We start from the raw sequence: 25,067 nt of genomic DNA, 5'->3' as shown, positions 1-25,067 counted from the left end.
ATAATATAAGAATAGAGCCGTAATAAGGGAAAAATAGCCAAAAATAGAGACTTTTCAGGGGATTAACGGTAGTTTTTCCCCTTATTTTCTCGGTTTTATCAATCAATCAAAATGAAAATAGCGGAAAAAATTCCCCTTAACTGCCCCTCCTCCCCATTCATAATTACAGCCATTCTAACGCAAATTAGGAATATGAATACAGATAGAGAAGAGGTACTCAAGCCTTGTTAAAGAAAAAAATCGCCTGGATAACAGACAGCACAGCCTATATCACAAAAGAACTTAAGGACCATCCTGACGTCTATATCGTGCCATTATCTATTTCATTTGGGGACCAAACGTATGAAGATGGAGTCGATCTTACAGCCAATGAACTATACGAGAAAATTCGAAATTCTAAGCAAATCCCCAAAACATCCCAACCATCACCCGGTAGGTTCATGGAGCTCTACGAGAAGTTAGAGGAAGAATATGAAACAGGAATTGCCGTTCATATTTCTAGCCAACTGAGTGGAACGCTTCAGGGGAGTGTCCATGGAGCTCGAATGGCGGACTTTCCTCTCGAAGGAGTGGACTCGAAGTCTATGTCCTATCCTATAACAACACTTCTGTATAAAGGGATGGAACTTGAAAAGGAAGGCCTTGATGTTAAAGAAATTTCTACTCGCCTTCGCGACGAGGCCGACAAAAGTCAAAACTACATACTCATTGGTAACTTAGATCAATTTTATAAAGGGGGAAGAATGTCCGGAGCGCAGTATCTTCTCGGCAATTTACTACAAATAAAACCAATCATTCGAATTAATCCCCGAGGAGAATTCGAGATGGTAGAGAAAGTCCGCTCAGAAAAGAAAGCCATTCGCAGAATTCTTGACCTCTTTGATGAAGCCTATCAGAAGAATAGGATAACAGGCATACAGATTATGCATGGCAATGTTCCAGCCAAGGCAGAAGAGTGGAGAAAAGAACTTCAAGCCCTATATCCCGATTTAGAAATTTTCGTAGGCGAAGTAAGCTCTACCATTGGCGTACACGCTGGGGAAGGAACGGTCGCCCTCACATGGACCAACCAGTCAAAATGAAAAAAGAGAGGGATATAGATAAACAACTATATCCCTCTCTTTTTTTACTTTACCACTGTACGAGGTATCGAATCTTGCCGACGTCATCCTTAAAAATAATTTCCATGAATTTTTCAAAAGCAGGTTCATCCCAATAAGCTGGCGCTTCAAGATCATGTTTACGTTCGAATTATACGATAGCTCCTTCAAGGGTATCAGCATAAATGACATGGTCTCTTTCCTCAAAATCAGGATTCTCGCTTTCAAGCAGTTGAAAGATATATCTTTTCAATATGTTCTTCTCCTGTCTCAATCGTAATTCGTGATTATTATATAACAAAAAATCTAGAGAAATAAGTAGGATAAAAAATAAAAAGTTCTCATAGACGGTGAATTTGCTATAATGGTCTGTATGATTAATATCGCTCGTGCATGCGTAGTTCAAAGGAGGTTCCTTAAAACATGTATGAAAAACCGTCTGACGATGAGAATTATTCACCTTATATAACATTTAATCGTAATGAGTGGGCAAGTTTAAGGGATTCTATTCCGCTCCCCCTAACTCAGGAAGAATTAGAAGCCTTAAAAGGCTTAAATGAAAAAGTGTCCCTTGACGAAGTATCCGAAATCTATCTACCCCTATCTCGTTTACTTAATCTTTATGTGGCTACCACACAGGAGCTTCATCTAGCAGCAAATACGTTCTTGAATAGTACAACAGAAAAGGTCCCTTATATTATTGGAATAGCAGGAAGTGTGGCCGTTGGAAAAAGTACTTCGGCAAGGATTTTACAAGCTTTACTTTCACGCTGGCCGAACCACCCTAAGGTGGAATTAGTGACAACGGACGGATTTCTCTATCCCAATCGGATTCTAGAAGAACGCGGGCTGATGAAGCGTAAGGGATTTCCGGAGAGCTACGATATCCGAAGACTGATACGTTTTATGGCTGATATTAAGTCGGGTAGACCAGAAGTTACTGTACCTACATACTCACATTTATATTATGATATTTTGCCTGAAGAGGTAAAGGTTATGGAGAAACCCGACATTGTCATTGTGGAGGGAATTAATGTCTTACAAATGCCTAACACCCGTAACCAGCGAAAGATTCCAAGGGTATTCGTGTCAGATTTCTTTGATTTTTCGATTTACGTTGACGCTTTAGTAGAGGACATCTATAAATGGTATGTCGAGCGTTTTCAGTTGCTGCGAGATACAGCATTCCAAAACCCAGCATCCTATTTCCACCGCTATAGTCAATTGACAGATGAAGAAGCCATCGAAACAGCCAAAAAGATTTGGTTAGAAATAAATGAGGTTAATCTACAACAGAATATCTTGCCCACACGTGAACGTGCACATTTAATCTTGGAAAAGGGAGCCAATCATTCCATCAACAAGGTGAAACTGCGCAAACTATAAGTAAAGCAACCAGGTACGGTTTAGTCACCTGGTTTTTCATTTTGTCTAGTTCTTACAGAGTTTGTCTTGTTATTATCGTATTTATGTTGTAAATTGGGAAAAGCAAAAAAAATAGTCCCCGTTAAGGGACCTAGATTGAAAACTCTCAACCTAAACTACCAATTCGTTTAGTTAAAATTATTATCGGCATTACTAGAAAAACATTTATATAATGAATAAAAAAAATTAGTTTTTTATTCATTATGGTAGCCGCTATAATTTTGTTATAATGGTCAATGCTTATAATTGATAAAATATAGGAAGGAAGATGGAACAATGGAATGGCAAGAAGACGCAAAAGAATTATTAGATGAGTTATTAAAACCTATCCCCGTATTTGTACGACCTATGGCAAAGAAAGGGATAGAAAAGAAAATATTAGAAGCGGCAGAAGGACAAGTGACTAAGGACGCTGTCATTCAAGGTTATCTCGTTGCTTCTCCTGGAGATATGCAAGAGAGAGCCATTAAACTGCTCCAAGCTAAGGGAATCGACCTTACACCTTATAAGGAGTTGCTGGAGAAATTAAAGTAAAGAAGAATACATAGATTTTTTCTTCTAGTGTAATAGGGAGCCATTTTGCCTTGGCTCCCCCATATGTTCGACAACGGACATCCCCGCAAAAGTACGCGCACCACTTTTGTTTTCCCTTCTATATTAAGGAGAAGCTCTCAGCACTATACTATAGATATAAATGCCGATCGTTGCAGAAAAAGGTGATGAAATGACAAGTTTAAATACTCCCTCCCGGGTTGAACCCGTTTATAGCTTAGAAGAATTGGCTGTAAAAACAACAGCAAGAAATAGAAATCTATTTCATGACCTCGTGCATGCCGCTGATAAGTACGGTCATGAACGAGTCATCATAGAAGATATCGAAAAAGCCATTCGGTACAAAGACTTAATTTTAGGAATATATGTACTGAGCAACAAACTTGAGACTCTACTTCAAGATCAACAAAAGGTTGGAGTATTTCTTCCTAACTCTATTGGCCATGTCGTTACTTTATTTTCCTTATTCCGTCTGGGAAAGACACCCGCAATCCTTAACTTCACCATGGGGGAGAATAGCTTAAAAGACTGTGGAGAAGCCGCAGACCTAAAAACCATCCTGACTTCACGCAAATTCTTGGAGAAAGCCAACTTGCAAGGACTTGTCGATTCACTGGCACAATCCTTTACCATCGTTTATCTTGAAGATGTTAGAGAAAGCCTCACCATCTTCAATAAATTTAAAGGACTCATTGATTCCAAATTTAAGCGGATGGCGTCTACTACTGTCAATGAAGTCATCTTATTTACATCCGGTTCCGAGAGTAAGCCAAAAGGAGTCATTCTGACTCATGACAATATCTTTGCTAATATCTCACAAGCTCTCAATGTGATTGAGTTAAATACAGAGGACAGGTTCTTTAATCCTCTTCCCATGTTTCATAGCTTTGGTTTGACAGTTGGAACCCTACTCCCAATCATATCGGGAATGTACAGCTATTCTTTCCCAAGCCCTTTACATTATAAAGAAATCCCTAGTTTAGTTAAAACAAAAGCCGCAACGGCACTTTTTGGAACTTCAACATTTTTGGAAGGTTACGAAAAATATGCACACGATGATGATTTCCGTACAATAAGGTATGTCATTGCTGGGGCTGAAAGATTAAAACCACAAGTACAGGAAAAATGGCAAAGTCGTTTTGGGATCCACATCTTAGAAGGTTACGGAACCACGGAGGCCTCTCCGATCCTTTCATTAAACACCCCCGACTATCAAAAGGCAGGAACGGTGGGGAAGCTTCTTCCCCTTGTTGACTATTTTATTGAACCGGTAGAGGGCATTAAAGAAGGCGGGAAACTACTCGTTAAAGGGCCAAACCTTATGAAGGGCTACTTGCTTCATAATACGGGTTTTGTTCCACGTCCGGAATGGTATGACACCGGTGATGTGGTATCAGTAGAGGACGATGGTTTCGTAAGGATTCTTGCTCGACTAAAACGTTTTGCAAAAATTGCAGGTGAAATGATTTCCCTCAATCATATCGAACAAATAGCCGCAACCTGCTTTAAAAGACCAGAATTCTTCGCCGTAAGTGTACCTGACGAGCGAAGAGGGGAGCGAGTCATCTTATTTACCACCTACGAGCAAGCAAGTGAAAAGGAACTGGCTCAATATGTGAGATCGATCAAGCAGTCTAATATCCTCATCCCTTATAAAATGATCTTTATAGAGACGGTGCCCGTGCTAGGAAGCGGAAAAACAGACTATGTCACTTTAACGGAAATGGCCAAACAAATTCACTAGTAGATTGACTGGAATAACTTGAAATCAGACTACGTATGCTCTCAAGAGATTGTAATTGGGGAGGGTACTGAAATGAGCGAGGACCATCTGATCGAATTGGTGAGAAAAAATAACATTGCAGATCTAATAGGCTACTTGGGTACCAATATCAATCAGCGGAACACGAAGGGCGATACGGCTTTATTGATTGCAACTAGATTAAATAATCGAACACTTGTGAATCACTTAATTAATCTAGGAGCAGACTTTAATCAGGAAAACCAAAGAGGGACTACTGCCTTAACCCTAGCCATATTTAATGGTTATATGGATATCGCAAAAGATCTCATTTTTTCAGGAGCAAAAATTCTGACCGAGAAAGATAAGGCTGGTGATAGCTCTCATTTAGTTCATACAGCAACGTATAAGGCTAATCTAAGGAAGATTGAAAAAGAATGCAACATAAAGGCCGATCGTAATTGATCGGCCTTAAACGTTATGCCTTTGATAGAGCCTGCTCTAAATCATCGATAATATCAGAAACATCTTCTATGCCCACGGATAGTCGAATTAACCCCTCCGTAATGCCCATAGCTTTCCTTTCATCGATAGGTATTACCGAATGAGTCATGGAAGCAGGATGTTGGATGAGTGTATCAACATCTCCAAGACTTACCGCCCTCTTGCATAATTGAACTTGATTCATCATACGCACTCCGGCATCAAAACCACCGCTCAATTCGAAACTGATAACCCCACCATAGCCTTCCATCTGTCTGGTAGCTAAGTCATACTGGGAAAAGGAAGGCAGGCCCGGGTAATAAACCTTGTTTACTTTACTATGTTTTGAAAGGTATTCAGCGACTTCTTGAGCATTAGAACAGTGTCGATCCATTCGAACCCCCAATGTCTTCAATCCACGTACAAGCAGGTAAGCGTCAAAAGGGGCAAGTATACCGCCGATATCCTTCTGCGTAGTCAGTCTCAGGTTATCCATTATGTCTTTAGGCCCCACCACAACTCCGGCAACCACATCCCCATGACCGCCTATATACTTCGTTGCGCTATGCAAGACAATATCACAACCTAACTCTATTGGCCTCTGTAAGTAAGGGGACATAAAGGTATTATCTACTACAGTTAAGATACCACGCTCTTTGGCCATTTTAGAAATCATGGACAGATCTACGAGTTCTAGAGTAGGGTTTATGGGTGTTTCTACGTAAATCACTTTTGTATTTGGCTGTAAAGCTTCTAACAGGGAGGCTTCTCCGTCCATACGGCATAGCGAATACTCGACTCCAAAACGATCCTTTAATAAATTTAACAATCCAAAGGTACAGCCATATAATCCCTTAGAGCATAAAATATGATCTCCTGTCCTTAGAAGTCCTAGTAGTACGGCTGATACGGCTGCCATACCAGAAGAAAAAGCGAGGCCAGCATCTGCTTTTTCCAAGGCAGCTACTTTTTCTTCAAATACGGCGACCGTAGGATTTCCCAAGCGAGAATAAATATAACCGGATTCAACACCTGCAAAACGGTTCGCTCCTTCTTCTACAGAAGAAAAAGCAAAGGTTGAGGTCTGATAGATGGGAAGAGCGAGAGCTCCTGTTTCTTTATCCTTATCATATCCAGCGTGTATGGCTAGTGTATTTAATCCATATTTCTTCTCTTTTTCTTTCATGATTGTTTATGACCTCCTTCATTTAAGTTTTATTTTCCAAACTTACAATCCATTTCATTCGATGGGTTCGCAATCCGAGCACACTCTGCCAAGGAGGCAAAGACAGAAGTGGCAAGTTGACTCACTGAAGGGGATCGTGTAAAATAAAACTCACCTGCAATGTACGTAGCACCAACTTTGTTTCGAACCGTAATGTTACTACGGGATTCCAATATTTCGTTTACGACGCTAAGCCTCGACCGAGTGGAAAGCGAACTAGACTGTGCGGAAACCCACCTGCGAGAGCGGGTTCTAGAAACAGACTGGTGATACGGCATAAGCGGGGCTCTAAGCAAGTATCATATACCTTAGTCCCAGTAGCTCAGCAGGATAGAGCAACGGCCTTCTAAGCCGTGTGTCGGGAGTTCGAATCTCTCCTGGGACGCCATACATAGCGAATGAATTAGGGAATGCCCATAGGCATTCCCTTTTTGCTGTTCTTTTTAGCAATTCCGTCTTTGAATAGGAGCAGTTGGAGCTACCACATGTTGTTGGTGTACTGGACCCATTACATTTCTTTCGGTGTGTGGGAACATATGCTGATGTTGAACAATATAGTTATGACGATAGATGGTTTGACTCGGATGAATATGCTCGACTACACAATGATGGTAAACATCTCTTACACAGGTTCTCATGGGATGGACAATTCTCATTAATAATCAGCCCCTCTCTTGGTTTCTGTATATGGTATGTACAGAAGCACTATCTCGAATCGTCATTTGCCCTAGGATAATCGTCTATTTTCTGTTTGGTCATTTTAGAAGGGCGATTGACTAATGCTTGATGCTTCATATATACTTTAAAGGTCGATAACGAACGATTTTTTAGTAAATCAATAATAACGTTCGTATTTAGGAGGTTTATATGTACGGATCACCGTTTAGCCCAACAGCAAAAAAGATGATGCTCCTTGGTTCGGGGGAACTTGGTAAAGAAGTTATCATTGAAGCGCAGCGTTTCGGTATAGAAACGATTGCAGTAGACCGATATGCTAATGCCCCAGCGATGCAAGTAGCTCACCGTTCCCACGTCATTGATATGCTTGATCCTGAAGAACTCTACCGCCTGGTTCATCAAGAGATGCCAGACTTCATCGTCCCTGAAATTGAAGCTATCGCGACTTCTGCACTAGTCAGATTGGAAGGTGAAGGGTTTAATGTTGTTCCTACAGCACGAGCTACACAATTGACGATGGACCGAGAGGGGATCCGACGATTGGCTGCAGAAGAATTACAACTTCCCACAGCAAGATATGAATTTGCCAATACGCTGGATGAATTAAGAGATGCTGTCCAGAAAATAGGCACCCCTTGTGTGATAAAACCCATCATGAGTTCTTCCGGGAAGGGGCAAAGTGTTTGTCGCTCTCTAGAAGATGTTGAACAATCTTGGAACATCGCAATAGAAGGAAGCCGAGGAAAAAGCACTCGTGTGATCATTGAAGAGTTCATTCATTTCGACTCTGAGATTACGTTACTAACTGTTCGTTCAGCAACAGGCACAGTCTTCTGTCCTCCTATAGGGCATATTCAAAAGGACGGGGACTATGTTGAATCCTGGCAGCCTCATGTGATGACGGTAGAACAAATTGTGGAATCCGAACGGATTGCTAAATTAGTTACAGATGCTCTAAACGGTTATGGAGTATTTGGTGTCGAATTGTTTATTGGTAAAGATAAAGTTTACTTTAGCGAAGTTTCGCCACGCCCTCATGACACTGGCATGGTCACGATGATTACTCAGGATCTATCTGAATTTGCCCTTCATGTACGTGCGATATTAGGCCTTCCTATCCCGACCATTAGACTCCTGTCCCCAGGAGCGTCCTATACCCTGAAAGCAGAATTAGAACATAAAGCCTTTCAGATTAACGGAATAAGTGATGCACTTGCGATTCCAGACACTCAAGTTCGAATCTTCGGTAAACCAGAAACCAAAGTGGGCCGCAGAATGGCTGTCGCGCTAAGTGCAGCTAACCATGTTGAAACGGCTCGCCTCCAAGCAAAAAAAGCAGCGCAAGCCCTATCCATTCAATATGGCCAGGATTAAATCGCTTTAATAAAAACATGGACTATCCAGGAGGATAGTCCTATTTGATTGATCATCATAAGATGCAATGCCCTAGTGCTTTCTACTAAAATAGGAAGAAAGGGTGATAGACGATAGGGAAATGAGTTGAGAATATGTAAGGAATCATATAAAATGAAGTCAATGCAGAGAAAAAATTGGATATTTTTCATGATTGTGGTACATGTTTTCGATCACTGATTAGTTTGTTCGTTCCTCTGAAATTATTGGGGTGAATACGATATGAGAAATTACGTAAGCAACATTTTCAATGAGCCCAGGAGACTCATCGCATCGATCATAACCGTTCTCCTAGCATGTGGGCTATTATTACTTCTTGTAATGTATGATTTGAATTCTGAATTGAGCGGATTCGTAGCGACCGGAGGGACCTACCTTCAGAAGAAAATTTGGATTCTAGAATCTCTTATTCTTTTTACTCTCGTGTGCATGATCATATTTCTTTTTGTCTTGTCTTACCTTCTCTCTCATCGCTCGAAACAACCTATCCATCAATCCGTACCTAAGATCATTCAGCACAAGGAAACTTCAATCCATCAGGTAGCAACGACAATATCGCTCATTCTTGAAGAACAAAAAAGGATCGAAGAGGAACTGCGCAGCAAAGAAGAATGGTTAAGAACCACACTAAACAGCATGCCTCATGCCGTTCTGACAACAGACGGCACTGGCCGGGTCACTTACATGAACCCAATGGCAGAAGACATGACAGGGTGGAGAAAGGATGAAGCAGAAGGGAAGCCCGTAACAGAGGTTTATCTGATACGCCCTGAAGAGAGTAACGTAGAATTGATTAATCCTTTGCAACTAGCTAAAGAGAAAGCAAAAGAAAAAATCCGTCAATATATATTGCAGTCCAAGCTTGGCAGGGAATTGTGGATCCTCTGCAGCATCGCCCCATTAAGAAGTGGACGTGGGGAGAGCCTTGGGGTTGTTATTGCTTTCCAGGATCATACCGATCAGAAACAAAATGAAAAACAAATGAGTTACGAAGCAAACTTTGATGAACTCACCGGTTTACCTAACCGAAGACACCTTCAGAAGAAATTCCAAGGATTGATTTCTGCTAATTTATACAATAATAGGAATATCGCCATTATGTTTCTTGATTTAGATCGCTTTAAGTCCGTTAACGATAGCTTCGGACACGAAATGGGGGACTCGCTACTAAAGTCTGTTGCCATACGACTACAGAACATCATTAGCAAGGAAGACTTCATTTCTCGACTAGCAGGGGATGAATTTGTCATTATCCTACATGATATCACCAAACCACAGGCAGTCGGTGTCGCCCAACGTATACTAGATACGATGAAAGAACCATTCAGCTTAAGAGGAAAGAATCTGATGATTACACCTAGTATAGGCATAAGCCTATATCCAGAGCACGGTACACAGTTAGATGAATTACTGGACCGTGCAGATCATGCGATGTACATAGCTAAAAGAAACGGAAAGAACAATTATCACGTCTATGAGAACCCGGAGAAAATAAGTTCCTAATAAAGAACCTATATTCAGTACAAAACGTGGGGGATGATCCATGCCTATTCCAAAAGATTATCTAGCACCTCATCGTGTTTCCGCAAAAGAACGTGCCTTATCCGAGTTACAACGGTGGATCATTGATGGGACGTTACAGCCAGGGGAAAAATTAAATGATATGGAATTAGCGGAAGCCTTAGGCCTTAGCCGCACACCGGTCCGAGAAGCTTTGCAGTTATTAGAAGTACAGGGATTCATTGCGATGCAGCCAGGAAAGGTAACCCGAGTAACAACCATCGAAAAAGGGGATATTCTTAAGATTTATCCACCATTAGCTGCCTTACACGCTCTTGCAGCTGAGCTGGCTGGACCGCTTATGGAACCAGAGCAAATTCAACTTCTACGTAAATTAAACAATGAATTCGGTGAAATGATTAAACAGCAGCAGTTATTTAAGGCTATGGAAATCGATGAACAATTTCATGATGTAATCATAGAAATGGCAAATAACCCTTATATCGCTTCATTCTCCGCTACATTACAGATGCATATTAGAAGATTTAAGTATGTATTATTACAGCAACCTGTATCGTCAACGATCACTTCGCTAGATGAGCATGAAGCTATTATTAAGGCTTTCGAAAATCGCTGGATTGACAAGGCATCAGACGCCATGCGTATGAATTGGCTGCGTCCGATGAAGGAATTAAGTAACCTTATCTAAGCCAATCAACCGATAAAACTCCTTTAACCCTTTTTGAGGTCTAAAGGAGTTTTATTCTTTAGGCATTAGCAGTCATCGGCTGATCTGTCACATTAGCATCCAGTGTATTCGTTGCGTTTGCTCCATTATTCGTAACTACAAAATTCCCTGTATTTCCTCCTCCAGAACCAGAGAAGGCCTTAGCTGTACTCTTAGGAGAAACATTCAAGGTATCTCCGAAGTTAACTGCTCCTGAATTACTGTTGATGTTCACAGGACCAAGTATAAGAGAAGGCAAGATATTTCCTCCTATCGCAATAAATGTCGAATATGCTTCACATGGGTCTCACCGCGTATTCTCTCCGTTGATCCAATGTGTAATACCCCTGAAGTTGATACGCTGATAACCTCAAGATGATCAACAGAAATTATCGGTTCCTGATTTATAGAGTCGAGCTCTAATGTCTCGTGCACAATCGGCTGAGGCACGGGGCGAGAGAAAACATCATAATCAATAAAGTCATGTTCTTCCCCAATAAAAAAGGATCTTTCACGCTGTAGTGCAAGGACTCTGCTATACGCATCGATATTAACTGAATCCCCAATCTCAAACACAGATGTATTAGAAACATTCAGTACATTTACACTTCGCACAGAGGAGATCCTAGTCACGTGCAGCAATCGCTCCTGTTACTATGGGAGTTACTAACGGAACCGTTACACCGACGATTAAATTCTCTGCCGGAGTTTCAAACGTACTCGCCAAGCTAACCGTTCTTACATCACCTATAATAAGAATGGAAGAAGCCGCTACGTCAGTAACAGCAACCCCACCCACAGAAGTCCTTCCATTTACTACAGAAAATCGCATGTTACTTTTCCTCCTTTTTTGGTAAATGATTTAAGAAAGCCGCAAAAGTTTGATTAATATCCTGAATCACTTTTTGCGTCGTAATCTGTTCCATATTCTCCATGCTCTCAGGGTTCAACCGATCCGATGGAATCTGATGCAAGTAATACAATATTCTTTGATCAACTTGTTTCTTTACGTCATTAATAATAAATTCTCGATATTGGTCGTCTAAGGGATAACCATATTGCTTCTCCAAACTTTTAAGCGACTGGGCAGCATCTGTGTTTAAATAATGCTTAATCTTCCCCTGTACACCTTGGAATAACTCTGGATGCTTCTGTTCTGTAGAAGCAACATCCATCGACTGATTGACAGCCAACTCACCAAGTGAATTTTCGTTGCCGTTTGGTGTTAATCCAATATTTAAAGTTCCTTGTAGGCTTTCGACCTTCAGCAAGTCAAATCGATACTCATTTTTTACGTTTTGAGGTTTTGATTTTAGATCATTTATATCTTGTTGGAGTTTTAATACAACTTGATGCATCTCTTCCAATTTCTTTTGCTGATATTGCAAGTAATGAGTCATTTGATAAATATAATTAATGTAATGATTCACGATCATCACTTCCTTCCTTTAGCATAGAAATGCTAGGGCGTAGCCAAAGGAGCAAAGGGAGTAGCAGGAATAAGGGTCGGTGGGGTGAAAACTTGGGGCGGGGTATCAAGTGGGGCGGCTTCCGGAGCGGCCTCTGTATACCCCCCTGTGTTATAGAGATTAGATAAAGGTTTAATAATGCCGGCACTCCCAATCTGAAACACAGAAGAATTCGTTACACCTCCGACCTCTAGCCGATGAATGACAATGTTTTGACTGACAAACAAATTCATAGATAACTCTCCTCAAGTAATATTCAACTATATATTGGCCGTAACATTTTGGTCTAGGACGTCATTATCGTTCGTATTCGTTACACTGTGATAATTATTAATCTTCAAGTTATTCCCCGTCACAAATGATCCAGCACCAGCATATGTTTTAACGGCGCTCTTCGGGGAGATGTTATAGACATCGCCAATATTAAAAACCCCGCTTGCTCCAATCGCGTTAACATTAACGGTTCCAACAATAGCTGGCATAAGAAAACACCCTCTATCCTTCATCCTTACTGCATTGTATGTCAGTTTTTTCTAGGTGTTCATCCCTAATGATGTACCTTTTACTTATATCACTCATAATCTAGAGAATAGGACTTTTAATTAAACCTGGAGGATACGAGTATGATTATGAGGGTTAATAACATCAATCTTGACGTCAAACATATAAAATGTGGAGGAATAGGAAGTTCCTCTGTCTTTATTATTGGAGATGCGGAAGTCATTACATCTTCATCCATCTGGGACACACCAGCAGACTCTCTGATTCAAGATCCCCAAATACCGATAGTCACTGGATCAACTCGACTCGATTCGGAGAATTAAGCATCGCAGATGAAACGCGATGCTTTTTTATGTGGCTAAGAGCCCTATTTCTTTTTCTCTTAGATCAAGTGGGCAAAGGTACATACAAGCGGACTCTGGTGAACGTATAGTAAATCAGAATAGGTAAAAGGCGTAGCTTTTACACATTGAGAAGCTGCAGGAGGTGATAATATGACAGGCAAAAGAAAACACAGGGGTAGATCTACTCTAAGTGCTAAGAGATTAGAACGTGTTGAATCCTCCCTAAAAGGTATGGAAGAACTCCTCCTCGACACACGTAAAAAAATCAAGAGATTGAATAAAACCTGTAATCGATCACGTACGAAACCCAGAACATCCGCAAAAAAAGGCACCCTCTATACTCATTATCAGCCGGCGGAACCCTTACAAACACAAAGCCTGCCAAGAAACAATCCTTGGTTTCCTGGGCAAGAAGATATTAATGAACTTATGAAGGATTCAACAATAAGCTCATTATTAAACCAAGCGAAGAAGAAGAATGATACACCTGCTCCAACCCCCACTCAACCGAACCTCCTAGGAGATCTAAATCAAATGTTGAACCTCCTTCAACACCCTACAATTAAATCTCTTTTCCCTCGGGATCAAGTAGCGAAGCCACCCCCAGCCGCAAATACAGCATCGAATCAAACTCCGGGTCCAAACTTTAACCAGATGCTTAAGCTCTTAGAAAACCCTGCGATCCAATCACTTTTAAAAAATGTACTTTAAAAATATGCTCTTTTCTTATTTCCCAATTTGATGTTCTAGACATAGGATATATAGTCAGCAATGAATTTGGAGAAAGGAGAGATCGGAATGGACATTAACACGATCATAAAACTAGTGCAAAGTGTGCCCCCAGACAAATTAACGGATGAGAAAACACTGAAAAAAGTACTCAAAGCTGCTTCCAAAGAAGCTGGAAAGAATTTTTCTGATGATGAAATCGACCGTTTTGTTAAAGATTTTAAAAATATAGCCAAAGGTGGATCCCCTCTAGGTTTGGTATCAGCCTTACTCAAAACTGGTGTGTCCAAAAACCAACTAACCGACATTGCAAAAAAATTGGATAAAAAATAAAGGGATGAAACCCACCCACTGGATAGAGAAAAGGAACTGTAACGTGTTGTTACGGTTCCTTTTTTCTGCTATTCGGGGCAGACGATTTATATTTGTTTTTTCCTTCTTTTTGCACGACCTTTTTTCCTAGAGTTCGTCGTCCTCTTTTTTCTTCTGCGTTTCTTAACAGGGACTTCACTAACACCTGAGTCAGTATCACTCTTCGGTTTAGCTAAAAGACCTGCCATCAGATTAATAATTGGCTGAGCTGTTTGATAGAGCTTTTGAATCTCTCCTGCCATTTTGACTAAGCCGTCAACACCGCCCATCCGATCAATGATGGCTTGAATATTCTTCATGTTTAAGTTAGGTAATCCACCTGAACTTTGTCCGGGTAATTGTGGGGAAGGGAGAGGAGGCCTAGGAGCCATGTACGGATTCTGAAAATTCATAGGGTATTGTTGGGGCGCTTGGGGTTGATTTTTGTCCCAAATCAAATCACTCACTCCTTTTTTTCCTTTACTCCTAATTAGGTTATGTCAACGGCCCAAAGAAGGTACGGATCAATTAAGAAATGACCAAGCTACCAGGATTCGTCTACTTAATTCATGAAGAAACCCCATCTAAATAACCAACTAGTAGTTAATAGATGAGGGGAATTATTCAAACGAACCTCTATTTATATCCGATACCTGGACGTAAAATGATGACTAACAAAATATAGAGCACAAGGACGTAGCCTATTCCTGCACCGTACCCTGCTAGACCATATCCTGCACCATAGCCTCCTTTAAAACCATATCCTGGATACACGCCAAAACCTCCAACTCCGGACCCATACCCCAAGCCAGGGTAGCCGTAACCGAATCCATATCCCGGAAAACCCATAGTTTAACCTCCCTTCCCAAAGATCTTACTAATGTATTCTAGCTTAGAAGAGAATGCATAGATGAATGAAGGGATGAAAAGGCGGAATTTCTATTACGGCCGTTATTTTGATGCAAATCTGAACTTTGAGATTGCTTTTTTAATCCCATCGATTCCCATAGCGAATCCAATTCGTTGATAGTCTCTAGCAATAAATGAATTGATGGCAATAACTTCACCATTAAGATTAATCAGAGGCCCTCCGCTGTTGCCAGGGTTAATCGCACAATCCGTTTGAATTAGATCACGATAGATATGTTCACCGTCTTCTATAGTCCGTTTTTTTCCACTAATAATCCCAGTTGTAATCGCATGACCTAAGCCCAATGGATTGCCTATTGAGATGACAATTTCTCCAAGCTTCGTTCGCTGTGAAGAACCTAATGGGAGAGGTTTGGCCGTACATATTCCAGCCACTTTAAGCAAACATAGATCTCTTTCTTTATCCATCCACACAGGAGATGCAGAAACCTCCTTACCGTTAATAAAATTCACTTTGATTGTAGGAGTATCATGAATAACATGTTGATTCGTCAGGATATACCCCTGAGAACGAATGACAAAACCTGCCCCAATATGCTCTGGGTTGCCGATACGCTGCTCCGATGTTCGATAACTACGGATTGAAACAACACTATGTTTAACTCTATCAATCACCCTTACTAGATCGTTTGCGGGGTGAGAAAGAGCGTAAGTTTTCTGTGCAGTCCTTCGCACGTTCAAATCCTTCCCCCCTAGTATTGAACTTGTATTTATACCATATTCACTTCCCAAATTAGCTGAACCCTCTATAGACACTTCTTTCTAAAAATCCGCAAATGCATACTAGTAGGCTGACACATAATTTTCAAAGATTGGGTCATTGAATCTAAACATTCGTGGAGTCAATCGCTTCTAATAATTAATAGATATAAAGTATGGCGAACAGAGAGGAGGAGAGTGTTATGCCTATATCGTATTCTCATGCAAGGGGTTTTATCGGAAAACAAGTCATAGCTCAATGTATTGGTGGAAAGCAATACTATGGAATGGTTCGTGAAGTGACACGTGAAACGGTTATTCTAGATCTCGTTGGACCTGGTGCAGGATATGTTTCGGCTAACGGAAAGAAGTTGAATATATCAAAGGCTGATAAGCCTAGTAAAACGAATCGTCAACAGGTTCGATGGGGATATCCAGGGTATGGTTATGGTTACGGTGGACTAGGATACGGCGGATATGCCGGTTACGCTAGCCTTGCCCTACCTTTATATGTGATACTCGCTCTGTCGCTTCCGTTCGTTTGGTAACATTAAAGGCCTGACATATAGCTGTCAGGCCTTTGTATTTATACGAAATATAAGTAGAGGCTTAATGCGTCTCAGCAAAAATCAATTGACCATACTTCCATCTATCCTTCAGATAGGTGCGGTCGGTACCAAAACCCATAATATCAAAATCGAAGCGTCGCTCAATGAGAGTGAAGCCGCACTTGGACCAAAAATAACAGCTATCCCCGCAACTATCCAAAAATAGCGTATAGCCATTTTGCTCAGCCCAACAAGCAATATGTTTCACGATTTCGCGCCCGATATTCTTACGGCGATTCTCTCGGGGTATTCTTAATAAACCAATAAATAAAATCTTATTATCTTCATCGATAAAAAGATCCAGAACTTTGTTATCTAAAGAAAATCCAGGGTCACTCATTAGCTGATCGGTTAGGATCGTAACGTGATCGGCTTCAAGTTGTTCAGAATAATGGATGTGATGTTGTTCAAGAACATCTTCGACTTGTGATATAAAGGAGTACATTATCATCACCAATTGTTGTTTATTTATATGTCTGGGCTTCGTAAGAGCCTTCCCTATAATGCCTCAAATAACTAATGAAAGCAAGTATTGTAAGCGATTTAGAATATGACAGTTTTGTAAGCGTAGTCTGTCATAATTTAACTATCACCCCATAAATATGTACAAGCACCAGTAAATCCAAAACATGCAACCGTGAGGGAAAAATAAGATGAGCAATCTACAAATTTTTATCACCAGAGCCGTTCTAACTTTGGGTCTGCTTTATTTTTCAATATTGAACTTTTTAGAAGAGAGGGGGACTTGGTTTGTTCCATTACTAGCTATTAGCTACTTCGTGTGGATGTTCTGGGATTTTTATAAGAAAAGCTTCCGTTGAAGCCCTTTCTGATTCCACCGCTTACCAATCTTTGCTTGTAGACGATTGATATACAATGATATATACTTTCAGTATATGAACCATAACTTATCTCCTCAAGTTGATACTAAGTCGTGTTTATGGTTCCTAACCTTTGTTTCAAATCCTCGAGAGTTTATTGGGCTCGTTAGCCAGTTGTTAATATCTGCTAGGAAGTGTTAACGAGCCATTTTTTATATAAGGTTTACATATAAGAAGGACTTGCTCACATAGCAAGTCCTTCTTGCTATTTAGAAATATTTCCAATCACCAAAAATACCTTGTAGAAAATTGATATATACTCATGTAAAGTGGAAGAGTGTAGTCTTTTGTCGAGGTGATCACTTGAATAAATATCAATCCAAATTCATTGCTAATAAAATAGAAGACATAAATCAAATACTTAATAATGATGCTGTTGAAGAAACAGAACTATACCGTTTCCTGCATACCGTAAAGGGAACTGCAGGTACTATCGGTTTATCTGAGTGGTCAGAAGTAGCTGAAAAATTGGAGAGCAAAGTCAATAAAGATTCAACAGAAACTTGGGACAAATCCAAGACTAAGAATCTTCTGCTTCCCTTTATCATCCTTAGCACAACTTATGATTCTTTTAAGAAAGAAGATTTTTTAGATGATAGCCACCAGCTTGCAAGAAATCAAGAAGGATTGGTCTTAATTATAGATGATGATACCACTCTCTTAACCTACTTAAAGGATACCCTTGAAAGAGAAAATATCATGACGGTCATTGCAACAGATCTCGGAGTAAATATCATAGAAAATTTTTACAATTGGCTCCCGGAATGTGTCATTCTTGATATTAATATGCCAGTTCAAGACGGCTTTGATATCCTATCTAAGATCCAAGAGCCTTGTTCCATACATCATATCCCAATCATCATGATGAGTTCCTTTACCGATCGAGAAACTCGCTTAAAAAGCTACACCTTAGCTGATGATTTTATCCAAAAGCCTATCACAGATCAGGAAGAGTTCATTATACGGGTAAAGAAGCACATTCAGCGGAGAAGAAATTTATTAGATATGACGTTAATCGACCAATTAACAGGTGTGTTTAATCTTAGATACCTTCACAATGAATTGGCAAGGCAACTCCATGAGCTTAGAAGGTCGAATGAACCTTTTACGTTAGCTCTAATCAACCTGGATCAATTTAGAAACTTTAATCAGCAGCGTGGATATCACATAGGAGATGAGTTATTAAAGGCGTTTAGCACCTACTTAAAAAACAGTATAAGGCCAACCGATCACTTATCTCGATCGCATTCCGATGAGTTCATCCTCCTTCTTTCGAAAACCAAAAAAGCAGAGGGAAAAACGTTACTCGAAAGACTACTAAGTCGCTTCCGAGACACTTCACGTGAGACGTGGGGAACCGAAATTACCTTTTCTGCAAAAATCGCTCAAGTTGATGATTCCCTTCTTTCCATAGAGCACTGTCTGTCTTCCCTGGCATTTAACGATGTGGAGAAGAAAGGGAATACAGGACAAATCTATGAAGCACGGTTTGGTGATTCCAATATGAGGAAGCTTCACATCGGAATCATTGACGACGATAGCTTGGTCCGAGAACTACTTACGGAGCAACTCAGCGACATTGGTGGGGAGGAGATGCCGGTAGAGATACGCAGCTATGAAAATGGGCAACAGTTCTTTAACGATCCATGGCACAATCAACAGCCCTTTTACTTTCTCATTGTCGATCGCGTGATGCCAAAAATGGACGGATTGGCTGTACTCCATCATATTAGACAAAATTACGACAGAAGAAAATATAGAGTCATGATGCTCACGAGTCGTGGGGCAGAGGGGGATATAGCTTTAGCTCTTCAAAAAGGTGCCGATGATTATATGACGAAGCCATTCAGTATGAAAGAGCTCCACGCCCGAGTACGGCGACTTATTCGAGGATTAGTATGAGTAGTATAGGACTAAGCATCGCCATTCTTTCTACTAGTTTATTCTTTATCCTACTTCTTTTACTATATTTTTATTTACTATTCCGAAAGCTCCACAGACAAAAGAGAATAGATAAAAAGCAATACTGGATCGACTCCAACAAACCACATCTTCAAAATTATTTAGAATCTGGAAAGATGAGTGATGGGATCATCCCAAAGAATTCTCTCGAAGTTGAAGCCCTGGAGGAATATCTAAGTCAGGTATTGAAAGACATCAAATTAGAAGTTGGGCCACTAGGTCATTTATATCATTTTGTAGACAAACACTTTTATAATATCTACCTAAAACGTCTACAGAATAGACGCTGGTCTGTTCGCATGAATACCCTCTACTTTATTAAAATCTTTAAAATGCACAGTCTAAAAGGAGAAATTACACGGCTATTAGAGCGGAGAAATTGCACGCAAGAGGAAAAGCAGCAGATCTATCTCATCTTTGCTGCATTAAAGGATCCGTACATTGATCTAATCCTACTAAATGAGTCGAATCTTCCCCGGTTTCTTTGTTACGAGATGATGAGTGAGATGATGGATACGGATCATTATGAGGATTACGTGAAACGTTTTTTCACTTTACCTTCTAATCAACAAGAATGTGTTCTTGAAGTCTTACGAGAAAAAAATTACCGATCATGGGACCTCTTGGACTTGCTTGAAAGACTATTGAGCTCACCCGACACTTCGAGGGAAATACGTATTAAAGTCCTAAAATCCATCTCTGATTTTGGCTATCTTAAATCACCAAACCTACTTCTGCCTCTGCTAAACAGCGTAAATGAGCGTATCTGGGTGGAAAAAGTCATGTTAGCCAGGGTAATGGGATCTATAAGAAAAGACACGTTCGTCCCATACCTAGAAATACTTCTTGCCGACGAGCATTACCAAGTCAGGTATGAAGCGGGTAAGTCTCTACGAAAACATCGTAAAATTGGAGAAGAACGTTTAAGATGGATTGGCGAGAACCACTCGGACGCTTTCGCAAGAGATATGGCGGAGGAGTGGCTGGAAAGGAGCCCAGAGGATGAATAAACTCTTGGAGTACGGCCTTTATCTATTTAACTGGGTGAATACTTTTGTCATATTCTATATTTGTTTTGTTTGCCTGTTTTACCTCGTATTGTTCCTGATCTCGACCGGGAAGTTAAAAAGAGAAGAAGGCCTGCATAAGGTAGAGGCTTTCACCCAGATTCACGGGTCTGATTTCGCTCCTCCCATCTCCATTCTCGTTCCCGCCTATAATGAAGAGGTAGGTATCGTGGGAAGTGTAAAATCTCTTATGACCCATCAACAATACCCAAACTACGAAATTATTGTCATCAACGATGGTTCCAAAGATTCCACGGTAGAAAAGATGATTCATGAATTTAACATGATAGAAATTAAGAAAAAAGTAATTCGGAGACGAAATCAAATCCAAACCCAACCTATCCAAGGTATCTATAAATCCCAAGTGTACTCAAACCTCCTGCTTATTGATAAATTGAACGGCGGTAAATCTGACGCACTCAATGCGGGTATCAATCTGTCAAAGTATCCCTACTTCGTTTCTTTAGATGGCGATACCGTGTTGGAAAAGGATGCCTTTCTAAAAGTCATGAAACCGATTATTGAGGATAAAGACCACGAAATTATTGCTGCAGGGGGCAGTGTCGCCATTGCCAATGGTTGTAAGATTAAAGGCGGAGAGTTAGAAAAGATGGAACTCTCCCGCAAACCCCTGGTTGTAATGCAAGTGATCGAATATCTAAGAGCTTTCTTAATGGGGAGAATTGGTTTAAGCCAGGGAAATCTCCTCTTGATTGTCTCTGGGGCCTTTGGTGTCTTCAGGACAGACCGTGTGGTGGAAGCAGGTGGATACAAGGTTGGAACCGTTGGAGAGGACATGGAGTTAGTCGTTCGATTACATCGCTTAATTAAAGAGAAGAAGTGGAACGCTCGTATTTTTTATGTGCCTGATCCCGTCTGTTACACAGAAGCCCCTGAAGACCTTACGATATTAAAACGACAGAGAACTCGCTGGCACCGTGGTCTATTTGAAAGTCTTTGGAACCATCGAACGATGATTCTTAATCCACGATACGGCGGAATAGGAATGATTGCCATGCCTTACTTTTTGTTTGTTGAACTCCTCGGACCAGCGATTGAATTAATTGGATATTTATTTATTGTCTTAGGATTTTCATTAGGTAAGATATATTGGCAGTCTGCTTGTATTCTTTTTCTCCTAATGTTTGCCTATGGTTCATTTTTATCCATGGGTGCCGTTCTCTTAGAGGAATGGAGCCTCCGTAGATATAATAAGCCATTAGAATTAACCCGACTCTTCTTCTATGCTTTAGCTGAATCGTTTTGGTATCGGCCTCTTATGACAATCTGGCGTTTTCAAGGCTTAGTGGAGGCCATTAGGGGGAAAAAGCACAGTTGGGGAGAAATGACAAGAAAAGGCGTATCAGAGGAGTGAACAAACATGCCAAGAATTCTACTAGCAGAAGATGAAGAGGTACTACGTATGTTAATCGTTGACTCGTTGGAGGAAGAAGGTCACGAAATACGAGAGACCTCGAACGGATTAGAAGCCTATGAACGATTGTTAGCGGAAGACTTCGACTTAATTATAGTAGATTATATGATGCCAAAGATGACAGGCATTGAGCTTATTAAATTAGTAAGACAGCACCCAGAGAAAGGGAGCATTCCCATACTTATGCTTACTGCCAAGGCTCAACAGCGAGATCAAGAGGAGGCCATAGCGGCCGGAGCCAACTACTTCCTTGCAAAGCCATTTAGTCCGATGCACCTGCTACAGTTAACGGAGGATATTCTGAATGCATAGCTATTTTAATAAGAGCATCAACCGAAGATTCCTCTTCATCATGATGATCGTTTTTACTCTTGCTTTCATTGGGATTATGACCATCTTCTCAATTGAAGCCTCCATTAAAGAGAGCTATAAGGTAGAGCGCGACGAATTGATTAAAAAGCAAAATGTGGTAAAAGAGCTTGAACATCATTATACCCAAATGATTCTTCGGGAAAGAGGGTTCTTAGCCTTCCAATCTCAAAGAGAACTACAGGCTTCTTATTTAGAAGGGCATAAACTTACAGAAACCTTATCTCGCTTTCAACAGTTTCCTTTAAATGAAGAAGAAAAACAGATCAGCAGAGACTTAAGCCTCTTTACGGACAAATTTATTCATCAGTTGTTACCTCGATTCGAAGGACTAATTGAAAAGAATGATTATTACGCTATCCGTGAGATATCGCAAAGTGGGACGACAGATACAATTAACAGCTTCTTAGAATATATGGAACATTCATCAAGTAATTATAATCAAGCCTTACAAGATCATTATGATCACTTTCTTAAGGAAACACAGAGACTGAATTATTTGCTGTTGGCTTATGTTATTTTCTTACTAGCGATTATTCAAGTTGCCATCAGAAGAATTACAAAGGACATCGGTAGACCTATTCAAGAACTCTCTCTTACATCGGAACAGCTGGCTGCGGGAAATATAGGTGTCTATAACACGCCTTATAAGAACCAACTCGCCAATCGTGAGGATGAATTAGGTGTCCTGACTCGCTCATTTGAAAATATGGTATTAAGTCTTCAATCCAAGGAAGAAGAGCTCTATGCCCACAATGAGGAACTATTGGCACAACAAGATGAGCTTACCGATCAACGAAACAAGCTCGAGCGCTCCTTAGCTGAACAAGAATTAGTAGAAGCCAAGCTCATCCAGTCCCTTGATGAAGTGGAAAAAAACCGAACGGTTCTGATGAACCTTAACCGTTTAAATCATGACCTGTCCATAAGCCTAGACAGGAGCGTACTCCTCGACAGTGTGCTTGCGCATACCTTGAAAATATACTCGATGGATAAGGCCATGATTGTGCTTCTTAATGATCGGAATGAATATTCCTCCATTGGGATCTCTAAGCATCAAGCGGAAAAGTTCAAGCAATGCATACAAGATAGCCTAGTCATTCGTTTGGAGGAGACGAAGGAGCCTTTCCTATCCGAGCGAACTGCCGAACCTTATGAACAGGGATACCATGAAAACCCAATTCGAGTCTTTGATTTGTACCTACCCGTCTACTCGTCTACCGAAGAGTTAATCGCTGTGTTTATCTCATCAAGGCTAGGCAGTCCTTTTCATGTGGAGGAAATCAATGAATTAACTGGTGTTATGAATCGCGTTTCTCTCTCCCTCGAGAAGATAAGCCTGTATGAAGAAACGGAAAGTAATAGACAAGTGAACCAAGACATTATCGATCATGTGAATGAAGGGATACAGCTCGTTGATTTAGAAGGGCAGTTACTCCAAACCAACCGAACGCTTTGTCACATGCTAGGTTGGGAGGATAACTTTGATGCGGGACTGTCGATTTATTCTCAATGGAGCCGTTCTTTAGAGGAACTCTCTGACATGGATCAAGGACTCACTCAATACCTCCATGAAGCTGTATTTGGACGCTCGAGTTCATCTTCTTATCAATACAATATCACCCATCCTCGTTTGCGAGTGATAAAGGTCTATGCCCAAGCCATCTACCGCAACCAGCATAAAATAGGAACCTTGCTTGTTCATCGAGACATTACAGCAGAGTATGAGATCGATCAAATGAAATCTGATTTAGTAAGTACCGTAAGTCATGAATTAAGAACTCCACTTACAAACGTATTAGGTTTTGCTGAACTCATGATTACGCGGGAACTTAAACCGGATCGCCAAAGAAAGTACCTTGAAACGATATACAAAGAAGCATCGAGGCTAACAAGTTTAATTAATGATTTCTTGGACCTTCAGCGAATGGAGTCAGGTAAACAATCGTACCAAAAAGTAAAGTTTGAATTGGTGGCTTTAGTGAAGGAAGTGATGGATTCATTTAAATATACGACCACTAAGCATCAGATTACGGTGAATCATCCAGTCGTCAATACTACCATTTATGCTGACAAAGAAAAAATGGTACAAGTCTTTACAAATTTGATTAGTAACGCTGTTAAATTCTCGCCTCATGGGGGAGACATCATTGTCAATTTTGAAGAGAACAATGAACAACTACTTATTCACGTGTCAGACCAAGGATTAGGCATTCCACCAGAAGAGCAATCAAAACTATTTCAGAAATTCCACCGGATTAAACACGATGACCGCCATCAAATTGGTGGAACAGGACTCGGCTTAGCCATCTGCAAAGAAATTATTGCTGAACATGGGGGGAATATCGAGGTGAAATCGGAGCTTGGCAGTGGATCTATTTTCACGGTAATCCTCCCATTGCCTCGCAACCAGGAGTTGGACTCCTCACCAACGAAGCCTTCTTTAAACAAGGAATTCGGTACCGTCATTGTTATCGAAGATGATTTAAGCTTAGCTATGCTGCTAACAGATGAGCTAACTGAATCGGGCTTCTACGTCAAACATTATACCGACGGGATCTTGGCGTTGTCCGAAATAAAGCAACACACTCCTGCGGCCATTGTCATCGATCTGATGTTGGGAGACAGTCCAGATGGATGGAAAGTGATTGAAGAGTTGAAGAAATCTCCTGAAACACAAGCCATTCCCATCTTTATTTCATCTGCCCTAGATGAAAAAGAAAAAGGGAGAACCTTCGGGGCAAAGGATTATCTAATCAAACCTTATCCACCTAGTAAGCTTTCTTCTATTTTGCTGCAAACGCTGCTTCTCGGAACTCAGAATGGAGAAATACACATTCCGCACGTCAAGGAGAAGGAAGTATAGTAAAAGGGCGTA

General features: G+C 40.7%; 29 protein-coding genes, 1 tRNA gene and 1 other RNA gene. 19 read left to right on the top strand and 12 right to left on the bottom strand.

The annotated features are described in order from the left end of the window. The first annotated feature begins 224 nt into the window (after nt 1-224). The 5 genes from EIZ39_RS14555 to EIZ39_RS14535 all read left to right on the top strand — a co-directional run bounded on the left by EIZ39_RS14555 (nt 225) and on the right by EIZ39_RS14535 (nt 5,283). On the top strand, nt 225-1,082 hold the full coding sequence (locus tag EIZ39_RS14555; RefSeq protein WP_129200722.1) for a DegV family protein: 858 nt from the start codon (nt 225-227) through the stop codon (nt 1,080-1,082). A gap of 441 nt (nt 1,083-1,523) precedes the next feature. Then, nucleotides 1,524-2,486, top strand: coding sequence for a type I pantothenate kinase (coaA, locus tag EIZ39_RS14550; RefSeq protein WP_129200721.1), 963 nt, complete (start codon nt 1,524-1,526; stop codon nt 2,484-2,486). A gap of 315 nt (nt 2,487-2,801) precedes the next feature. Continuing rightward, nucleotides 2,802-3,059, top strand: coding sequence for a DUF2621 family protein (locus tag EIZ39_RS14545; protein ID WP_129200720.1), 258 nt, complete (start codon nt 2,802-2,804; stop codon nt 3,057-3,059). A 190-nt stretch (nt 3,060-3,249) separates the two neighbouring features. Then, a complete protein-coding gene (locus EIZ39_RS14540) occupies nt 3,250-4,821 on the top strand; it encodes an AMP-binding protein (protein ID WP_164985108.1) in 1,572 nt (523 codons plus the stop codon). Nucleotides 4,822-4,893: 72 nt separating this feature from the next. Continuing rightward, the gene (locus tag EIZ39_RS14535) at nt 4,894-5,283 is read left to right on the top strand and encodes an ankyrin repeat domain-containing protein (protein WP_129200718.1); all 390 of its coding nucleotides are present in this window, start codon (nt 4,894-4,896) and stop codon (nt 5,281-5,283) included. 13 nt (nt 5,284-5,296) lie between these two features. Here the strand turns inward: EIZ39_RS14535 and megL are convergent, their stop codons facing one another. Next, nucleotides 5,297-6,487, bottom strand: coding sequence for a methionine gamma-lyase (megL, locus tag EIZ39_RS14530; protein ID WP_129200717.1), 1,191 nt, complete (start codon nt 6,485-6,487; stop codon nt 5,297-5,299). A 148-nt stretch (nt 6,488-6,635) separates the two neighbouring features. On the opposite strand from megL, the gene ssrS reads away from it, so the two are divergent. Then, nucleotides 6,636-6,817: non-coding RNA, 6S RNA (gene ssrS / locus EIZ39_RS14525), on the top strand. Nucleotides 6,818-6,837: 20 nt separating this feature from the next. Continuing rightward, nucleotides 6,838-6,914 (top strand) — tRNA-Arg (locus EIZ39_RS14520). A gap of 55 nt (nt 6,915-6,969) precedes the next feature. Here EIZ39_RS14520 and EIZ39_RS14515 read toward each other — a convergent pair. After that, on the bottom strand, nt 6,970-7,182 hold the full coding sequence (locus tag EIZ39_RS14515) for a CotD family spore coat protein (RefSeq protein WP_129200716.1): 213 nt from the start codon (nt 7,180-7,182) through the stop codon (nt 6,970-6,972). 211 nt (nt 7,183-7,393) lie between these two features. On the opposite strand from EIZ39_RS14515, the gene purT reads away from it, so the two are divergent. The 3 genes from purT to EIZ39_RS14500 all read left to right on the top strand — a co-directional run bounded on the left by purT (nt 7,394) and on the right by EIZ39_RS14500 (nt 10,826). Continuing rightward, the gene (gene purT / locus EIZ39_RS14510) at nt 7,394-8,578 is read left to right on the top strand and encodes a formate-dependent phosphoribosylglycinamide formyltransferase (protein ID WP_129200715.1); all 1,185 of its coding nucleotides are present in this window, start codon (nt 7,394-7,396) and stop codon (nt 8,576-8,578) included. Between the two features lie 261 nt (nt 8,579-8,839). Further along, nucleotides 8,840-10,120 (top strand): diguanylate cyclase domain-containing protein, encoded by a 1,281-nt coding sequence (locus tag EIZ39_RS14505; protein WP_129200714.1) that lies wholly within the window; start codon nt 8,840-8,842, stop codon nt 10,118-10,120. 40 nt (nt 10,121-10,160) lie between these two features. Beyond that, entirely contained in the window at nt 10,161-10,826 is a 666-nt protein-coding gene (locus EIZ39_RS14500; RefSeq protein ID WP_129200713.1) for a GntR family transcriptional regulator, read from the top strand. Between the two features lie 58 nt (nt 10,827-10,884). Here EIZ39_RS14500 and EIZ39_RS14495 read toward each other — a convergent pair whose 3' ends face one another. Genes EIZ39_RS14495 through EIZ39_RS14470 form a run of 6 tightly spaced genes read right to left on the bottom strand, consistent with a single transcriptional unit; the run spans nt 10,885 to nt 12,795 of the window. Beyond that, a complete protein-coding gene (locus tag EIZ39_RS14495) occupies nt 10,885-11,103 on the bottom strand; it encodes a spore germination protein (protein WP_129200712.1) in 219 nt (72 codons plus the stop codon). An 11-nt stretch (nt 11,104-11,114) separates the two neighbouring features. Then, nucleotides 11,115-11,477: a spore germination protein GerPE gene (locus tag EIZ39_RS14490; RefSeq protein WP_164985107.1), complete on the bottom strand. Its 363-nt coding sequence runs from the start codon at nt 11,475-11,477 to the stop codon at nt 11,115-11,117. Next, nucleotides 11,470-11,676: a spore gernimation protein GerPD gene (locus EIZ39_RS14485; protein WP_129200710.1), complete on the bottom strand. Its 207-nt coding sequence runs from the start codon at nt 11,674-11,676 to the stop codon at nt 11,470-11,472. Before EIZ39_RS14485 ends, EIZ39_RS14490 begins: the two co-directional genes overlap by 8 nt. 1 nt (nt 11,677) lies before the next feature. After that, a complete protein-coding gene (gene gerPC, locus EIZ39_RS14480; RefSeq protein ID WP_129200709.1) occupies nt 11,678-12,280 on the bottom strand; it encodes a spore germination protein GerPC in 603 nt (200 codons plus the stop codon). 26 nt (nt 12,281-12,306) lie between these two features. Beyond that, nucleotides 12,307-12,546, bottom strand: coding sequence for a spore germination protein GerPB (locus EIZ39_RS14475; RefSeq protein ID WP_129200708.1), 240 nt, complete (start codon nt 12,544-12,546; stop codon nt 12,307-12,309). 27 nt (nt 12,547-12,573) lie between these two features. After that, on the bottom strand, nt 12,574-12,795 hold the full coding sequence (locus EIZ39_RS14470) for a spore germination protein (RefSeq protein ID WP_129200707.1): 222 nt from the start codon (nt 12,793-12,795) through the stop codon (nt 12,574-12,576). 141 nt (nt 12,796-12,936) lie between these two features. On the opposite strand from EIZ39_RS14470, the gene EIZ39_RS14465 reads away from it, so the two are divergent. The 3 genes from EIZ39_RS14465 to EIZ39_RS14455 all read left to right on the top strand — a co-directional run bounded on the left by EIZ39_RS14465 (nt 12,937) and on the right by EIZ39_RS14455 (nt 14,220). After that, nucleotides 12,937-13,137 carry a spore gernimation protein GerPD gene (locus EIZ39_RS14465; RefSeq protein ID WP_129200706.1) on the top strand — a complete coding sequence of 67 codons (201 nt, stop codon included), beginning with the start codon at nt 12,937-12,939 and terminating at the stop codon, nt 13,135-13,137. A gap of 171 nt (nt 13,138-13,308) precedes the next feature. Then, nucleotides 13,309-13,869, top strand: a complete 561-nt coding sequence (locus EIZ39_RS14460) for a hypothetical protein (protein WP_129200705.1) — start codon at nt 13,309-13,311, stop codon at nt 13,867-13,869. An 87-nt stretch (nt 13,870-13,956) separates the two neighbouring features. Then, a complete protein-coding gene (locus EIZ39_RS14455; RefSeq protein ID WP_164985106.1) occupies nt 13,957-14,220 on the top strand; it encodes a stage VI sporulation protein F in 264 nt (87 codons plus the stop codon). A gap of 86 nt (nt 14,221-14,306) precedes the next feature. On the opposite strand, the gene EIZ39_RS14450 is transcribed toward EIZ39_RS14455, so the two are convergent. The 3 genes from EIZ39_RS14450 to EIZ39_RS14440 form a co-directional block, all read right to left on the bottom strand. Continuing rightward, nucleotides 14,307-14,696 carry a hypothetical protein gene (locus tag EIZ39_RS14450; RefSeq protein ID WP_164985105.1) on the bottom strand — a complete coding sequence of 130 codons (390 nt, stop codon included), beginning with the start codon at nt 14,694-14,696 and terminating at the stop codon, nt 14,307-14,309. 178 nt (nt 14,697-14,874) lie between these two features. After that, the gene (locus EIZ39_RS14445; RefSeq protein WP_129200702.1) at nt 14,875-15,087 is read right to left on the bottom strand and encodes a sporulation protein YjcZ; all 213 of its coding nucleotides are present in this window, start codon (nt 15,085-15,087) and stop codon (nt 14,875-14,877) included. A gap of 102 nt (nt 15,088-15,189) precedes the next feature. After that, on the bottom strand, nt 15,190-15,843 hold the full coding sequence (locus EIZ39_RS14440; protein ID WP_240675833.1) for a S1C family serine protease: 654 nt from the start codon (nt 15,841-15,843) through the stop codon (nt 15,190-15,192). Nucleotides 15,844-16,070: 227 nt separating this feature from the next. Between EIZ39_RS14440 and EIZ39_RS14435 the strand changes: the two genes are divergently transcribed. Further along, complete coding sequence (locus EIZ39_RS14435) at nt 16,071-16,415, top strand: hypothetical protein (RefSeq protein ID WP_129200700.1); 345 nt, start codon at nt 16,071-16,073, stop codon at nt 16,413-16,415. 61 nt (nt 16,416-16,476) lie between these two features. Here EIZ39_RS14435 and EIZ39_RS14430 read toward each other — a convergent pair whose 3' ends face one another. Then, entirely contained in the window at nt 16,477-16,920 is a 444-nt protein-coding gene (locus EIZ39_RS14430) for a GNAT family N-acetyltransferase (RefSeq protein ID WP_129200699.1), read from the bottom strand. Between the two features lie 739 nt (nt 16,921-17,659). Here EIZ39_RS14430 and EIZ39_RS14425 point away from each other — a divergent pair. From EIZ39_RS14425 to EIZ39_RS14405, 5 genes are read left to right on the top strand one after another with little or no spacing between them, the layout of a single operon-like run. Continuing rightward, nucleotides 17,660-19,258 (top strand): response regulator, encoded by a 1,599-nt coding sequence (locus EIZ39_RS14425; RefSeq protein ID WP_129200698.1) that lies wholly within the window; start codon nt 17,660-17,662, stop codon nt 19,256-19,258. Continuing rightward, on the top strand, nt 19,255-20,328 hold the full coding sequence (locus EIZ39_RS14420; RefSeq protein ID WP_129200697.1) for a HEAT repeat domain-containing protein: 1,074 nt from the start codon (nt 19,255-19,257) through the stop codon (nt 20,326-20,328). Before EIZ39_RS14425 ends, EIZ39_RS14420 begins: the two co-directional genes overlap by 4 nt. Further along, nucleotides 20,321-21,760 carry a glycosyltransferase family 2 protein gene (locus EIZ39_RS14415; RefSeq protein WP_129200696.1) on the top strand — a complete coding sequence of 480 codons (1,440 nt, stop codon included), beginning with the start codon at nt 20,321-20,323 and terminating at the stop codon, nt 21,758-21,760. Before EIZ39_RS14420 ends, EIZ39_RS14415 begins: the two co-directional genes overlap by 8 nt. A 6-nt stretch (nt 21,761-21,766) precedes the next feature. Continuing rightward, on the top strand, nt 21,767-22,132 hold the full coding sequence (locus EIZ39_RS14410; protein ID WP_129200695.1) for a response regulator: 366 nt from the start codon (nt 21,767-21,769) through the stop codon (nt 22,130-22,132). Further along, nucleotides 22,125-25,055 carry an ATP-binding protein gene (locus EIZ39_RS14405; RefSeq protein ID WP_129200694.1) on the top strand — a complete coding sequence of 977 codons (2,931 nt, stop codon included), beginning with the start codon at nt 22,125-22,127 and terminating at the stop codon, nt 25,053-25,055. Before EIZ39_RS14410 ends, EIZ39_RS14405 begins: the two co-directional genes overlap by 8 nt. The last annotated feature ends 12 nt before the right edge of the window (nt 25,056-25,067 follow it).

The organism is Ammoniphilus sp. CFH 90114, from assembly GCF_004123195.1.
In the GTDB taxonomy this organism is placed as follows: Bacteria; Bacillota; Bacilli; order Aneurinibacillales; family RAOX-1; genus YIM-78166.
Note: the sequence above shows the minus strand (reverse complement) of the source record. Positions and strands in the feature narration are given on the sequence as shown.

Coding starts and splice junctions, on each gene's coding strand:
- coaA (WP_129200721.1), top strand. CDS start 1,524: ATGTATGAAAAACCGTCTGACGATGAGAATTATTCACCTTATATAACA.
- megL (WP_129200717.1), bottom strand. CDS start 6,487: ATGAAAGAAAAAGAGAAGAAATATGGATTAAATACACTAGCCATACAC.
- EIZ39_RS14410 (WP_129200695.1), top strand. CDS start 21,767: ATGCCAAGAATTCTACTAGCAGAAGATGAAGAGGTACTACGTATGTTA.
- EIZ39_RS14470 (WP_129200707.1), bottom strand. CDS start 12,795: ATGCCAGCTATTGTTGGAACCGTTAATGTTAACGCGATTGGAGCAAGC.
- EIZ39_RS14405 (WP_129200694.1), top strand. CDS start 22,125: ATGCATAGCTATTTTAATAAGAGCATCAACCGAAGATTCCTCTTCATC.
- EIZ39_RS14485 (WP_129200710.1), bottom strand. CDS start 11,676: ATGCGATTTTCTGTAGTAAATGGAAGGACTTCTGTGGGTGGGGTTGCT.
- EIZ39_RS14420 (WP_129200697.1), top strand. CDS start 19,255: ATGAGTAGTATAGGACTAAGCATCGCCATTCTTTCTACTAGTTTATTC.
- purT (WP_129200715.1), top strand. CDS start 7,394: ATGTACGGATCACCGTTTAGCCCAACAGCAAAAAAGATGATGCTCCTT.
- EIZ39_RS14535 (WP_129200718.1), top strand. CDS start 4,894: ATGAGCGAGGACCATCTGATCGAATTGGTGAGAAAAAATAACATTGCA.
- gerPC (WP_129200709.1), bottom strand. CDS start 12,280: ATGATCGTGAATCATTACATTAATTATATTTATCAAATGACTCATTAC.
- EIZ39_RS14435 (WP_129200700.1), top strand. CDS start 16,071: ATGCCTATATCGTATTCTCATGCAAGGGGTTTTATCGGAAAACAAGTC.
- EIZ39_RS14505 (WP_129200714.1), top strand. CDS start 8,840: ATGAGAAATTACGTAAGCAACATTTTCAATGAGCCCAGGAGACTCATC.
- EIZ39_RS14540 (WP_164985108.1), top strand. CDS start 3,250: ATGACAAGTTTAAATACTCCCTCCCGGGTTGAACCCGTTTATAGCTTA.
- EIZ39_RS14515 (WP_129200716.1), bottom strand. CDS start 7,182: ATGAGAATTGTCCATCCCATGAGAACCTGTGTAAGAGATGTTTACCAT.
- EIZ39_RS14445 (WP_129200702.1), bottom strand. CDS start 15,087: ATGGGTTTTCCGGGATATGGATTCGGTTACGGCTACCCTGGCTTGGGG.
- EIZ39_RS14500 (WP_129200713.1), top strand. CDS start 10,161: ATGCCTATTCCAAAAGATTATCTAGCACCTCATCGTGTTTCCGCAAAA.
- EIZ39_RS14475 (WP_129200708.1), bottom strand. CDS start 12,546: ATGAATTTGTTTGTCAGTCAAAACATTGTCATTCATCGGCTAGAGGTC.
- EIZ39_RS14455 (WP_164985106.1), top strand. CDS start 13,957: ATGGACATTAACACGATCATAAAACTAGTGCAAAGTGTGCCCCCAGAC.
- EIZ39_RS14460 (WP_129200705.1), top strand. CDS start 13,309: ATGACAGGCAAAAGAAAACACAGGGGTAGATCTACTCTAAGTGCTAAG.
- EIZ39_RS14465 (WP_129200706.1), top strand. CDS start 12,937: ATGATTATGAGGGTTAATAACATCAATCTTGACGTCAAACATATAAAA.
- EIZ39_RS14430 (WP_129200699.1), bottom strand. CDS start 16,920: ATGTACTCCTTTATATCACAAGTCGAAGATGTTCTTGAACAACATCAC.
- EIZ39_RS14415 (WP_129200696.1), top strand. CDS start 20,321: ATGAATAAACTCTTGGAGTACGGCCTTTATCTATTTAACTGGGTGAAT.
- EIZ39_RS14545 (WP_129200720.1), top strand. CDS start 2,802: ATGGAATGGCAAGAAGACGCAAAAGAATTATTAGATGAGTTATTAAAA.